The 12,621-nt window shown below is 72.9% G+C and carries 9 protein-coding genes; 4 read left to right on the forward strand and 5 right to left on the reverse strand.

The window, feature by feature from the left end; all coding sequences use genetic code 11:
* Positions 1-162: 162 nt before the first annotated feature.
* A complete protein-coding gene (locus ACFZDL_RS32325) occupies positions 163-2,340 on the reverse strand; it encodes a VWA domain-containing protein (protein WP_353594743.1) in 2,178 nt (725 codons plus the stop codon).
* 261 nt (positions 2,341-2,601) lie between these two features.
* Here ACFZDL_RS32325 and ACFZDL_RS32330 point away from each other — a divergent pair, with 261 nt between their 5' ends.
* Positions 2,602-4,677 carry a PhoX family phosphatase gene (locus ACFZDL_RS32330; protein ID WP_353594742.1) on the forward strand — a complete coding sequence of 692 codons (2,076 nt, stop codon included), beginning with the start codon at positions 2,602-2,604 and terminating at the stop codon, positions 4,675-4,677.
* Positions 4,678-4,743: 66 nt separating this feature from the next.
* Here the strand turns inward: ACFZDL_RS32330 and ligD are convergent, their stop codons facing one another.
* The gene (gene ligD, locus ACFZDL_RS32335; protein WP_353594741.1) at positions 4,744-5,754 is read right to left on the reverse strand and encodes a non-homologous end-joining DNA ligase; all 1,011 of its coding nucleotides are present in this window, start codon (positions 5,752-5,754) and stop codon (positions 4,744-4,746) included.
* Positions 5,755-6,014: 260 nt separating this feature from the next.
* On the opposite strand from ligD, the gene ACFZDL_RS32340 reads away from it, so the two are divergent.
* Positions 6,015-7,064 carry a LysR family transcriptional regulator gene (locus ACFZDL_RS32340; RefSeq protein ID WP_353594740.1) on the forward strand — a complete coding sequence of 350 codons (1,050 nt, stop codon included), beginning with the start codon at positions 6,015-6,017 and terminating at the stop codon, positions 7,062-7,064.
* A 25-nt stretch (positions 7,065-7,089) separates the two neighbouring features.
* On the opposite strand, the gene ACFZDL_RS32345 is transcribed toward ACFZDL_RS32340, so the two are convergent.
* Positions 7,090-8,148: an endonuclease/exonuclease/phosphatase family protein gene (locus ACFZDL_RS32345; RefSeq protein WP_353594739.1), complete on the reverse strand. Its 1,059-nt coding sequence runs from the start codon at positions 8,146-8,148 to the stop codon at positions 7,090-7,092.
* 189 nt (positions 8,149-8,337) lie between these two features.
* Here ACFZDL_RS32345 and ACFZDL_RS32350 point away from each other — a divergent pair, with 189 nt between their 5' ends.
* Positions 8,338-9,000 (forward strand): 3,4-dihydroxy-2-butanone-4-phosphate synthase, encoded by a 663-nt coding sequence (locus tag ACFZDL_RS32350; protein ID WP_353594738.1) that lies wholly within the window; start codon positions 8,338-8,340, stop codon positions 8,998-9,000.
* Positions 9,001-9,127: 127 nt separating this feature from the next.
* Here ACFZDL_RS32350 and ACFZDL_RS32355 read toward each other — a convergent pair whose 3' ends face one another.
* Entirely contained in the window at positions 9,128-10,666 is a 1,539-nt protein-coding gene (locus ACFZDL_RS32355; protein ID WP_353594737.1) for an ATP-dependent DNA ligase, read from the reverse strand.
* Between the two features lie 86 nt (positions 10,667-10,752).
* Here ACFZDL_RS32355 and ACFZDL_RS32360 point away from each other — a divergent pair, with 86 nt between their 5' ends.
* Complete coding sequence (locus tag ACFZDL_RS32360; protein ID WP_353594834.1) at positions 10,753-12,075, forward strand: SpoIIE family protein phosphatase; 1,323 nt, start codon at positions 10,753-10,755, stop codon at positions 12,073-12,075.
* Here ACFZDL_RS32360 and ACFZDL_RS32365 read toward each other — a convergent pair.
* Positions 12,062-12,580, reverse strand: coding sequence for a hypothetical protein (locus tag ACFZDL_RS32365; protein WP_353594736.1), 519 nt, complete (start codon positions 12,578-12,580; stop codon positions 12,062-12,064). The genes ACFZDL_RS32360 and ACFZDL_RS32365 overlap by 14 nt on opposite strands.
* Positions 12,581-12,621 lie beyond the last annotated feature (41 nt).

Raw genomic sequence — 12,621 nt, forward strand, 5'->3', positions numbered from 1 at the left:
TGACATGTCGCTCTGCGAGCGCTCTGTGAGCTACGTGAGCCCTGTGCCGAGCCGCCTCTTCGAGCCGTCCTTATCGTATCCGAGCGGTGAGGGCCACCTGCGCGGCAATATTCGTGCCGCGCGGGTGGCCCTCACGTCGTCTCTGCCCGTCCTGGACTCCGGTCAGCTCAGCACGCCCGCCTCACGCGCCTCCCGCAGCCACTCCGGGAACTCCACCATCAGCTGCCCGTACAGCTCCCCGTCCGACAGCGCGCGCGGGTCCTGGCCCGCGTGGAAGAACCCCGCGTTGTCCACCATCCGCTTGTCCGGCACCGCCAGATCGTCCAGCTTGCGCAGGAAGTCGAACCCCTTCGCCTCCGGGTCCCCGAACCCGATGAACTGCCAGAAGATCGGCAGCCGCGCCGCCTCGCACAGCGCCTTCTCGGCAGCGGGCTTGCTGGTGGGCGCGCCGTCCGTCTGGAAGATCACGAACGCGGGGTCGGTGGCGCCGGACGCCTCGTAGTGGTCGATGACCGCCTTGATCGCGTGGTGGTAGTTGGTACGGCCCATGTGGCCGAGCGAGGAGTGCAGCTCCTCGACGCGGCCGCTGTAGTTGGCCAGGTCGATGTCCGCGGTGCCGTCGATGTCGGTGGAGAAGAACACGACCGGGACGGTGCCGTCGTCGTCGAGGTTCGCGGAGAGGGCGAGGGCCTGCTCGGCGAGGTGCTGGACGGTGCCGTCCTTGTAGTAGCCCCGCATCGACCCCGACCGGTCCAGCACGAGATACACGGCGGCCCGGCGCCCCGCGAGCCCCTTCTGCGCCAGGGCCTCCGCGGCGCTCTTGTACAGGCTGACGAGCCCGGGAGCGCGGGTCTCCACGTCGGTGAGGGGGATGGCGGCGCCTCCGTCGTCGGCGGTCTCGGGGCCAGAGCCGGTCGCGGCCGCGGCGGCCTCGGGGGCTGCGGCTTCGGCGTCTGCCTCTGCCTTGGCCTCGGGGGTGGTCTCGGCTTCGGCGTCTGCCTTGGCCTCGGGGGTGGTCTCGGCTTCGGCTGCGGCTTCCGCGTCTGCCTTCGCCTTGGCCTTCGCCTCGGCCTTCGGCTCGTCGGCCGCTTCCTGCTTCGGCTCCGTTTCGGCGGCGCCCTCCGGGGCCGCGTCGGCCTCGGCGTCGACGGCGGGCTCGGCGGGGGCGTCCGCCACCTCGGCCTCGGCCTTCGTCTCGGCGGTGGTGGCCTCGGCCGCCTCCTCGGTGACCTGCTCGGTCGGCTCGGCCGCGGCTTCTGCGTTTGCCTCGGCCGGAGCGTTGTTCTCGGTCTTCGACGCGGTCTCGGCTTCGGCGGGGGCCGATGGGGCGTCCGGAGCATCGGCGTCGGCGATGGGCTCGGCCGCGTCGGCTGCTGCGGAGGCGGCCTCGGGCTCCTGCTCGGGCGCGGAGGCATCCTCGGCGGGCGCGGCGACCTCGGCCGTGGCCGGCGCGGCGACCTCGGCCGTGGCTTCCGTCTCGGCCGCCTGCTCGTCGTCAGCCGCGGCGGGCGTTTCGGCTGCGGGTGCGGCCTCCGTTGCGTCGGTCGCCTTCGGGTCGGCCGGGGTGTCGGCGTCGCCGGTGGTGGCCTCGGTGCCAGCGGCCGCCTCGGCGGGCTTGGCCGCGGCTTCCGCGTCTGCCTCGGCCGGGGCGTCGTTGTCGGTCTTCGGCGCGGGGGCGTCGGCGTCGGTCGTGGCCGTGGCCGCTACGGGCTCGGCTGCGGCTGCCTGTTCGCCCTCAGCCGCGGCGGGCGCGGCTTCCGTTTCGGTGTCGGCCGCGGTGTCGGCGGCGGGCTTGTCCGTGGCTTTCGCCTTCGGCTCGGCCGTCTCCTCGGCGTCGGCCTTCTGCTCCGGCTCACCCGCGTCACCTGCTGCGGAGGCGGGTTCCGCCGTGGCGGTCTCGTCGGCCGGCGCGGGGGTGGGCTCCTTGGCTTCGGCTGCTGCCGTGGCCGGCTCGGCGGGCTCAGCCGGGGATTCCGCTTCGGGCTTTGTGCCGGTCGCCTTCGCCGGCTCCGCGGGTCGGTCCGCGGATTCCAGGATCTCGTCCAGCGTCTTGAGCGGTTCGGTCAGCGAGGGGTGGTGGGCGACCGTCTCTTCGTCGTCCGCCTGCTTCGCGGGCGACTTGGCGGCTGACGACGAGGCAGCCGTCGCGGCAGGCGCGGGCTCAGCGGCAGGCTCGGGCGCGGGCTCAGCGGCGGGCGCGGGCTCAGGCGCAGGCTCGGGCGCGGGGGCGGGCTGCTCCTGGGGGTCCGGGACAACTGCCGCCTCCGGCGCAGCCGAAGCGTCGACCCGCGGCGTGCGGGAGCGGCCGAAAACTTTGCGCAGTAGGTCCCGTATGGCCATGGGAGATACCTCTCACGTGTCTAGTCCGGGGCATGGCGGTACATGTCCGTGGTGCGGAAAGGCTAGCGGGCCCATCAGCAGTACTCAGCTGCCGATTCCGGTTACCCGCCATTCACTCCCGATTCAGGCGACGGTCGCCGGTCCGCGACTCTACGCCCATAGCTTCGCCTCGGATGGGCCCCCACACCGTGGCGGCGCGGGCTGCGCGCCGGACGGTTCCTACGCGAAGTTCATGCGTGCAATCCGTACGGAGGGTAAGACGTGCGCAAGCTCCTGCCGGTCATCAGCTCGCACCCGGGTGGTCGTTCCGCCCTGACATGCCGGTACCGCTGTGGTGACGCCTGTTTTCACGAGGTGCCCAACACCAGCGACAACGCCTACATCGGTGATGTCATAGCCGGTGCGCTGTCACGCCGTTCGGTGCTGCGCGCCGGCGCCGTGGTCTCGGTCGCGGCCGCGGCCGGGGTGACCGCGGTGGGGCGGGCGCCCAAGGCCGCGGCGGCCGAGGGGGCCGGCGCGGCGGCCGCCGCCGACAAGGGGGCGGGCAAGGCCGCCCGCGGTCTGCGCTTCTCGCCGGTCGCGCCCAACACCACCGACGCCGTCGTGGTCGCCCAGGGCCACGACCAGAACGTGGTGATCCGCTGGGGCGACCCGATCCTGCGCGGCGCGCCCGCGTTCGACCCGGCGAACCAGTCCGCGAAGGCGCAGGCGGGCCAGTTCGGTTACAACAACGACTACATGGCCGTGCTGGACATCCCGCACGAGCGCGACCGCCAGCTGCTCGTGGTCAACCACGAGTACACCGACGAGGTGCTGATGTTCGCCGGGTACGACGCGGCGAACCCGACCCGCGAGCAGGCCGAGATCGCGTGGGCCGCGCACGGCCTGTCCGTGGTGGCGACGCAGGAGGACCGCGAACTCGGCAAGCTGACCGCCGTGTCGCGCCACCGTCTCAACCGCCGGATCACCGCGACCACGCCGTTCGAGGTGACGGGCCCGGCCGCGGGCAGCAAGCTGCTGCGGACCTCGGCCGACCCGACGGGCAGGCGGATCCTGGGCACGCTGAACAACTGCGGTGGCGGCATCACCCCGTGGGGCACGGTCCTGTCGGGCGAGGAGAACTTCAACCAGTACTTCGCAAACGGCGGTTCGGTGACCGACCCGACGACCGCCGCCCGCCTCAAGCGTTACGGCATCGCGGGCGCGGCCACCGAGCGCAAGTGGGAGCGTTTCGACAAGCGCTTCGACGTGGCGCAGGAGCCGAACGAGACCAACCGCTTCGGCTGGGTCATCGAGATCGACCCGTACGACCCCGAGTCGACGCCGCGCAAGCTGACCGCGCTGGGCCGGTTCAAGCACGAGGCCGCCGAGCCCCGGCTGACCGCCGACGGCCGTCCGGTCCTCTACATGGGCGACGACGAGAAGTTCGACTACTTCTACAAGTTCGTCTCGTCCAAGCGGATGATGAAGGGCACCAGCCGGGCCGCGCGCGAGCACAACCGCACGCTGCTCGACGAGGGCACGCTGTACGTCGCCAAGTTCACCGGCGACAGCCCGGCCGCCGAGATCGACGGCAGCGGAAAGCTGCCGAAGGACGGCGAGTTCGACGGGTCCGGCGAGTGGATTCCGCTGGCGAGCGGCACCACCTCGTACGTCGAGGGGATGACGGCCGAGGAGGTGTACGTCTTCACGCGGCTGGCCGCCGACAAGGTGGGCGCGACGAAGATGGACCGCCCCGAGGACGTCGAGCCGAGCCCGCGCACGGGCAAGGTGTATGTCGCGCTCACCAACAACAGCGACCGCGGCAAGGCGGGCAAGGCACCGACCGACGAGGCGAACCCGCGCAACAGCAACAAGCACGGCCAGATCCTGGAGCTGACCGAGCGCTGGGGTGACCCGGCGGCCCGCCGCTTCAGCTGGCGGCTGTTCCTGGTCTGCGGCGACCCGGCGGACCCGAGCACCTACTTCGGCGGCTTCCCGAAGGACCAGGTCTCCCCGATCTCCTGCCCGGACAACATCACCTTCGACTCGTACGGCAATCTGTGGATCTCCACCGACGGCAACGCGCTGGGCAGCCACGACGGGCTGTTCGGGGTGGCGACGGCCGGCAGCAGGCGCGGTGAGGTCAAGCAGTTCCTGACCGTTCCGACGGGCGCCGAGACCTGTGGGCCGATCGTGCAGGACCGGCGGGTGCTGGTGGCGGTGCAGCACCCGGGCGAGATCGACGGCGCGAGCGTGGAGAAGCCCGCGTCCACCTGGCCCGACGGGCCGGGCAAGCTGACCCGGCCGTCCGTGATCAGCGTGTGGCGGCGCGACGGCGGGAACATCGGCGTCTGATCCGGACCCGGAATTCCTCGGAATTCAGCACGGCGGAATTGTCCCCGAGATGCACCCGAGAACAATTCAACTGGCGGACTGGTGAGTTCCGTTCGGACGGGAAATACCCTCCGGACGCGTCTCGCGGGACAATTCCGCCAATCGCCGCCGCGGTGCGCGCAGCGAGCGGCCCCGCGTACCGGCGCCGGCCCAGGGGTCGTGCTCCAGCCGGTCGCCGAGGGTGCGCAGGGTCCAGCGGTCGGCCCTCAGGCCGGGGTCGTCCAGCTCCTCGGCGGCGATCGGCATGGCGACCGGCGCGCCGGGGCGGGCGCGTACGGCGTACGGGGCCACCGCCGTCTGCGCATAGCCGTTGCGCTGGGTGTCGAGGTAGAGGCGGCTGCCCCGCTTGGCCTTGCGGGCCTCGGTGGTCAGCCGGTCGGGGTGGCGGGCGGCGAGCAGATCGGCCGCGTCCCGGGCGAAGTCCCGTACGGAGTCGAAGTCCGCGCGGCGGTCGAGCGGGACGACCACGTGCAGCCCGCGCGAGCCGGTGGTCATCAGCAGCCCGGGCAGTTCGACCTCGCGCAGCAGCCCGCACATCCGCCGGGCCGCCCAGCGCACCTCCTCGAAGCCCGCGTCCGGGGGCGGGTCGAGGTCGAAGACGAGGCGGTCGGGGTGGTCTGGCCGGTCGGCGCGGGAGAGCCAGCGGTGCGGGGTCACACAGGCCTGGCCGGCGAGGTAGACCAGGGTGGCGACGTCGTCGCAGACGACATGGGTGACCTCCCCGCCCTCCTTGGGGACGACGGCCCGCTGCACCCAGTCGGGGAAGTAGTCGGGGGCGTTCTTCTGCATCAGCGGGCTGCCGCCGATGCCGTCCGGGTGGCGTTCCATCATCAGCGGGCGTCCGCGCAGCTGGGGGAGGATGCGGTGGGAGACCGCGCGGTAGTGGCCGACGAGGTCGGACTTGGTGATTCCGTCGTCGGGGAAGAGCACCTTTTCCGGGCGGCTGATCGACACGGTGCGCCGCCCGGCCCTGACGGAGGCCTTCGTGCCGGTCCTGGTATCGGTCTTCGTATCCGTACCGGTCTTCGTATCGCTCATATCCGGGGCGAGTAACCGGACCCGTCACGCGTAAACAGGATTGACGGCCGTACACGCATAGGGATGGTAAATCCGCGCTTATCCGAAATGAGCCCCGGGTGACTTCCGGTACCCCCGTGATCAAGCATCCCGGGGCTAAACTCGTGAGTCCATAAATCGGGCTGAGTTGGGAAGCGAGAGGATTCATGGCCACACCCGGGCCGCTCGGACCACCGACGGCCAACGGGCGAAGCAGGCTGCTGCAGAGCCCACTCGCCCTCATGGACACCACGATGGACCAGCTCCGCACGTTGATCGTGGTCCATGAGACCGGCACCGCGCTGGGCGCCGCCCGGGTGCTCGGCCGGGAACAGTCGAGCGTGCAGAAGCAGCTGGACACGATGAACCGCAACTTCCGGGATCTGTGCGGCGAACCGCTCGTCCTCAAGCAGGGGCGCGGCAAGGACGTGCTGTTCACCGGCACCGGCGAGGCCCTGGTCGAATTGGCGCGCGGCACCCTCGGCGACTGGCTGGAGGGCATCCACGAATCCCGGCGCCGGCTCGGCAAAACCCTGATGGTGGGCACCACGCGCTTCACCCTCGGCTATCTCGCGGGGGCCGGTGAGCGGGTGGCCGAGGAGTTCGAGCGGCGCGGTATCGAGCTGAAGGTCGGGCATGTCCGCACCCGGGACGTGCTGGGCAAGCTGCGCGCCAAGGAGGTGGACCTGGTCTGCGGCTCCGTGGTGACCAGGCCCGAGGGGGACAACGAGCTCGACGCGTTCGATGTGATGGAGTGGCGCCGCAGCGGGGTGTCGCTGCTGACGAACCTGCCGCACTCCCGGCTGCCCGGCCCGACCGCCCCGAGCAGCGAGCTGCGCACGCTTCCGCTCGTCGTCTCGGCGAGCGGGCTGATGGCGGGGGTGCTGCACACCTGGTTCGGCGCCGACTACCGCAACAGGCTGCACATCGCGGCCGAGATCGACACCGTCACCTACGGCTTCGAGCTGCTGCGCTCGGGCCTGTTGCGCGGCTGCATGCTGGTCACCAAGGGCGTCGCCGAGGCGGCGGGCGACCCGCGGGTCGCGTACGGGCGCGGGATGCGGGCCGTCGAGCTGGTCAACGACACCGGGCCGCGGCTCGAGGTGCTGCTCGGCGCCTTCACCCGCCGTGGGGAGCGCGCCCACTTCGAGCCGGGCCATCCGCTCAATCTGCTGTGGGACGCGCTGGCGCTGGAGAACGAGCAGTGGCGGCGGGAGCAGCGCTGGCCGACGGAGAACCTGGAGCCTGACCCCTTCGAGCTGGCCAACTCCTACAACCCCAGCGAGAGCTGAGCCGCGCCGGGGCGGCCCGCGCGGGTCAGTGCAGCTCGAGGTCGACCAGCAGCGCCCGGTGGTCGGTGTGCGGCAGATCCAGGAAGCGGGCGGCGCGGGGCCGCAGCGCCTCGCTGACCAGGACGTGGTCGATCTGGGCGCCGAGCGCCGGGGTCGTCACGGCCGGCCAGCTGGGGGTGCGCGACATGCCGACCGCCCGCGCGCTGTCCCGCATCCCGGTGTCGAGGAGCGCGCGGAAGGCGGCGTGGTCCTGGGTGGCGTTGAAGTCCCCCGCGATCAGGGTGGGTTCGCCGCCCCGGCCGGCGGCGTAGGCGCGCAGCCGCCCCAACTCGGTGCGCCAGACGTCCAGCTGCCCCGGCATCGGCGGCATCGGATGGGCCACCTGCACATGGACCCGCCGCCCGGCGACCCGTACGACGGCCCCGGGCATCGCCAGCTTGCCGGGCACCCCGGCCTCGGGGGTGAGCGGGTAGGCGCTGAGGATCGCCGAGCCGTGTGCCGCGTCGCCGGGGACCGTGATGACCTTCCGGTACGGGTAGGCCTTGCGCAGGGCGGCCGAGTCGAGGGCCGCCCCGCAGCGGGTGTCGCACTCCTGCACCGAGACGAGGTCGGGCTCCTCCCGCCGTACCGCCTCGACCAGCCCGCGCGTCGCCCCGCCGAACTCCAGGTTGGCGGTCAGCACCCGCAGCTGCGCCACGGCCGGTCCGCGCGGCGCCGGGCCGCCGGCGGCAGGGCCGGGGTCATAGGGCTGGGTGAACCAGCCGGTCACCGCGGCCGCGGCCAGGGCCCAGGCGCACCCCAGCGGCCAGCGCGCCACCGCCGCGAGCACCAGGCCGAGCAGCGCGGGGACCAGCAGCCAGGGCAGGAAGGCCAGCAGCTGGGGCACGGGCGTGATCCCGTCGCTGTCCGCGGCCCGGCAACCCAGCACCCCGCTGACCAGGGTCAGCGGCAGCGCCGCGCAGCCGGCGGCCACCTGCCGGGCCCGCCCGCGCGGGGGCCGCGCGAAGCGGCGTACGGGCCGTATCAAGCGGCGTACGGGGTGTACGGGCTCGGTGGCGCGGTCCTCCCCGACTGTGGTCTGCACACTGACCTCTCTGGTTTTCGGGGCTCGGTTCGCCCCCGGCTGCCGCAGGGCGGCGGGAGCCTCATTCTCCGTGAACCCGCTGTGGGCGCGGTCGCCCAGGGGGTGAAGGTCACTGATGGTGCGGCCGTCCTTACTGTGTGAGCATTGACACGTCGTCAGGTCCGCTGGCATGTGCCAAAATTCCTCAGCATGGCAGTGGTAGAGCAGACGGTCGCCCCCGAGCGCCTCCTGGCGGTCGAGCAGGCGATCGACGCGTTCGCCGAGGGCGGCTTCGTCATCGTCTACGACGAGCTGGCCAAGGAGCACCGGGGCGTTCTGGTGCTCGCCGCCGAGCACACGCACGAGGGCGCGCTCAAGCAGCTGCTGGACCACACCTCCGGCATGGTCTGCGTGGCCCTGCCCCACGGGCACGCCGACCGGCTGCGGCTGCAGCGGATGACGGTGGACGAGGAGCACACCACGCTGCTCAGCGCCGCCTTCACCGTCCCCGTCGACCTGCTGGGGCCCACCACGTCCACCGGCCTGTCCGCCGCGGACCGCTCGCGCACCGTCCAGGCGCTGGCCGATCCGCAGACCACCCCCGGGCAGCTGGGGCGCCCGGGGCATGTCTTCCCGGTGTGCGCGGTGCCGGGCGGGGTGCTGGAGCGGGAGGGCCACGCCGAGGCGGCCGTCGACCTGTCGCGGCTGGCGGGGCTCTCGGGGGTGACCGCGGTCGGCGCGGTCGTCACGGCGGACTGGGAGCTGGCGGGCTACGAGGACCTGAACCGGCTCGCGGCCAGCAGGCTGCTGCCGCTGATCTCGGTGGCCGACCTGGTGGCGTACCGGCTGGCCCGCAAGGCCCTGGGGCGGTAGGGCCCGTCTACAAGGGGCGCGCCCGCGGCCGGCGCGTACGGCTCATACGGCGTCCGCGCCGTACGCCCGCGGTCGGCGCGTAGGGTTACCGGGCCGCGCCGTACGCTCCGCAGTACCCGTACCGTCCTCACGCGACGCGCAGCGCCAGCACCGTCTCGACCGTGTCCGCCTCCGCCGCCGGCTTGTCCTCGCGGTAGCGCAGCACCCGCGCGAAGCGCAGCGTCACGCCCGCCGGATAGCGGGAGGACCGCTGCAGCGAGTCGAAGGCGACCTCCACGACCAGCTCGGGCCGCACCCGCACCACCCAGCCGTCGTCGCTGACGGCCAGCCGCAGCAGCGCCTCCGTCTGCCAGTCGAGCAGCTCGTCGGTCAGGCCCTTGAAGGTCTTGCCGAGCATGGCGAAGGTGCCGTCCGGGCGCCGGGCGCCCAGGTGGAGGTTGGACAGCTTGCCGGTGCGGCGGCCGTGGCCCCATTCGCCGGCCAGCACGACCAGGTCGAGCGTGTGCACCGGTTTGACCTTGAGCCAGGACGCGCCGCGCCTCCCCGCGCTGTAGGGGGCGTCGAGGGACTTGGCCATGACCCCCTCGTGCCCGCGGGCCAGCACATCGGCGGCGAACTCCCGCGCCGCCCGCCGGGTCGCCTCGTCCCCGGGCTCCTCGGCCACCAGCCTGCGGACCCGCCGGGGGGCGGGCGCGATCCGGGCCAGTTCGGCGTGGCGGTCGCGGGCGGGCAGGTCGAGCAGGTCCCGGTCGTCCACGGCGAGCAGATCGAAGAAGACGGGGAACAGCGGCAGCGAGGCGCTGGCCCCGGCCACGTCGAGCCGGGCGCCGACCCGGCCGGAGATCTCCTGGAACGGCCGGGGCCTGCCCGCGGCGTCGAGGGCGATCACCTCGCCGTCGAGGACCGCACGCTCCACCGCCAGCTCACGGGCGGCCTGGACCACCTCGGGCAGGCGGTCGGTGATCTCGTCGAGGGTGCGGGTGTAGACGCGTACGGTCTGCCCGTCCCGGTGCACCTGCACCCGGATGCCGTCCAGCTTCTCCTCGACCGCGCAGGGGCCGAGCCGGTCCATGGCCTCGTCCAGGTCCCGTGCGCTGTGGGCGAGCATCGGCAGCACCGGCCGCCCCACCTGAAGGCCGAACGCGGACAGCGCCGGCGGCCCGTCCTCCAGCAGCGCCCGGGCGACCACGCCCAGCGAGCCGCCGAGCATCACCGCGCGCCGCACCTCGGCGGCGGGCGCGCCGACCGCGGCCGAAAGCCCCTCCACGGCGAGCGCGTCCAGCGCGCCCTGGCGCAGCTCCCCGCCGATCAGCCCGAGCAGAAAGCGCTGCTCGTCCTCGGTGGCGGCGGACATCAGCCGGGAGACCAGCCGCTTGCGCTCGGTGGTGGCGCCGGTGCCGGAGACGGCCGCGACCCGGTCCAGGGCCTGGTGGACGTCGAGCACCCCGAGGCGGGGACCGGCGGCCGGTTCGGGGCGCACCCGCAGTCCGGCCCAGCCCACCCCGATACGGCGCTGCGGCAGCCTGCCCGCGAGGTAGGTGATCACCACGGGCGCCTCGGCGGGCTCCACGCGGCTGAGCAGCCGGGCCAGGGCCGCGATCTTCTCCGATCGGGCGGAGGTGGCCGCGACCTCGCGGGAGGTACGGGCGACTTCAGCCAGCAGCATGGCTTCAGCCTCCCGCTTCCCGCCCGCCCGCGCACCCCGGCCGTGTGCGGAAGCCGCGCAGTCGCCATACATTGGGCTTGAGCACGCTGTTCACCCCGCGGGCGCGGCGTGGCAGGGGCACGAGCAGGGAGCGGGCCACGGGACGGCAGATCGACTACGAAGCGCTGTTCGAGGCCACCCCGAGTCCGAATCTGGTGGTGGGCCCCGATCTGGTGATCGTCGCGGTCAATGAGGCGTATCTGGAAGCCACCCGGTGCAGGCGCGAGGATCTGCTCGGCCGCCATATCTTCGACGCCTTCCCCGACAACCCGGCGGATCCGAACGCCACCGGCACCCGCAATCTGGGCGCCTCCCTGCAACGTGTCCTGGCGACCGGCGAGCGGGACAGCATGGCGCTGCAGAAGTACGACATCCCCGTCCCCGGCGCCGAGGGCGAGGGCGAGTGCGGGGAGGGCGAGAGCAGGGGGCCGAGGGACGAGGGGCGGTTCGAGGAGCGGTACTGGAGCCCGCTCAACACCCCGGTCCTCGGCCCGGACGGCTCGGTGCGGTGGATCATCCACCGGGTGGAGGACGTGACGGACTTCGTCCGGGGGCGGGCGCGGGCGCCGCTCACGCGCACCGCGGAGATAGACGCCGACCTCCACACCCGGGCGCGGGAGCTGCAGGAGCTCAACGAGCGGCTGCGGGAGGCGCACGCCCGGGAGCGGGCGACGGCGCTGGCGCTGCAGCAGGCCATGCTGCCCGCGCTGGTCCCCGGGCATCTGCGGGTGGCGGTCCGCTACCGGCCCGCCGTCGGCTCGCTCAATGTGTGCGGCGACTGGTACGAGGTGTTCGAACTGGCCGACGGCCGGATCGCGGCGGCGGTGGGCGATGTGGTGGGCCAGGGACTCGAGGCCGCGTGTGTGATGGGGCAGCTGCGGAGCGCGCTGAGCGCGGCGATCCGGGTCGTGGACGGGTCCGCCAAGGCGCTGGAGGCGCTCGGTCTGTACGCGAGCTCCATCGAGGGGGCGCTGGCCGCGACCGCCGTGCAGGTGGTCATCGACCGGTCGGAGCGGACCGTCTGCTACAGCTGCGCCGGCCATCCGCCACCGCTGCTGCTGCGGGCTGACCGGCATGTCGTACAGCTCGACCAGGCCACGGACCCGCCGCTGGGCGTCCGCTCGGAGCATGTGGACCGGCCTGAGGCCACCCTCCCGTACACGCCGGGCGGCACGCTGGTGCTGTACACCGACGGGCTCATCGAGCGGCGCAACGAGGACATCGACGTCGGGCTCGGGCGGCTCGCCGACAGCCTGTCCCGGCACGGGGAGCTGGGGCCCGAGCAGCTGGCCGACGCGCTGCTGGTCGACCTCGGCGTCATGCGCGGGACCGTCGCGGACGACACGGCGCTGGTGGTCATCCGTTTGTGACCGGCGGGCCCTGCCCCTGCTGACCCTGCCTCTGCTCCCCTCGCTGCCCCTGGTATCCGCTCGCCTCTCGCTGAGCCCGTTCGGCCATGCCGGGCCCCGTGCACAGCGCCCAGATGACGAGGGCGTCCAGGACGAGCAGCGACACGGCCCAGACCGGGTAGTAGGGCAGCCACAGGAAGTTGGCGATCAGGCTGAGGCCCGCCAGCACCACACCGGTCACCCGGGCCCACATGGCACCGGTGAACACGGCCGCACCGGCGATCACGGCGACGGCGCCGACGATCGCGTGGACCCATCCCCACCCGGTGAGGTCGAACGCGAAGGCGTAGTGATGCGTGACCACGAACACCTGGTCGTTGCGGATGGCCGAGATCCCCTGGCCGAGGGCCAGGAGCCCCGCGAAGATCAACATGATGCCCCCGAAGACGAGCCATCCGCTCGCCGCCGCCCGGTGGTGCGCACTTGGCGCGGCCTGCGGCTGAACTCCACCGACGTGACTGGCCATTGCGGGCTCCTTCGTCCCTGCCGACTCGGCCGACCGAACGG

The organism is Streptomyces sp. NPDC007917, from assembly GCF_042959105.1.
Lineage (GTDB): Bacteria > Actinomycetota > Actinomycetes > Streptomycetales > Streptomycetaceae > Streptomyces.

What these genes read in the sequence shown, in the direction of transcription:
- ACFZDL_RS32340 (WP_353594740.1), top strand. Translation starts at nt 6,015, where the DNA reads ATGGACACCACGATGGACCAGCTCCGCACGTTGATCGTGGTCCATGAG.
- ligD (WP_353594741.1), bottom strand. Translation starts at nt 5,754, where the DNA reads ATGAGCGATACGAAGACCGGTACGGATACGAAGACCGATACCAGGACC.
- ACFZDL_RS32325 (WP_353594743.1), bottom strand. Translation starts at nt 2,340, where the DNA reads ATGGCCATACGGGACCTACTGCGCAAAGTTTTCGGCCGCTCCCGCACG.
- ACFZDL_RS32350 (WP_353594738.1), top strand. Translation starts at nt 8,338, where the DNA reads ATGGCAGTGGTAGAGCAGACGGTCGCCCCCGAGCGCCTCCTGGCGGTC.
- ACFZDL_RS32365 (WP_353594736.1), bottom strand. Translation starts at nt 12,580, where the DNA reads ATGGCCAGTCACGTCGGTGGAGTTCAGCCGCAGGCCGCGCCAAGTGCG.
- ACFZDL_RS32355 (WP_353594737.1), bottom strand. Translation starts at nt 10,666, where the DNA reads ATGCTGCTGGCTGAAGTCGCCCGTACCTCCCGCGAGGTCGCGGCCACC.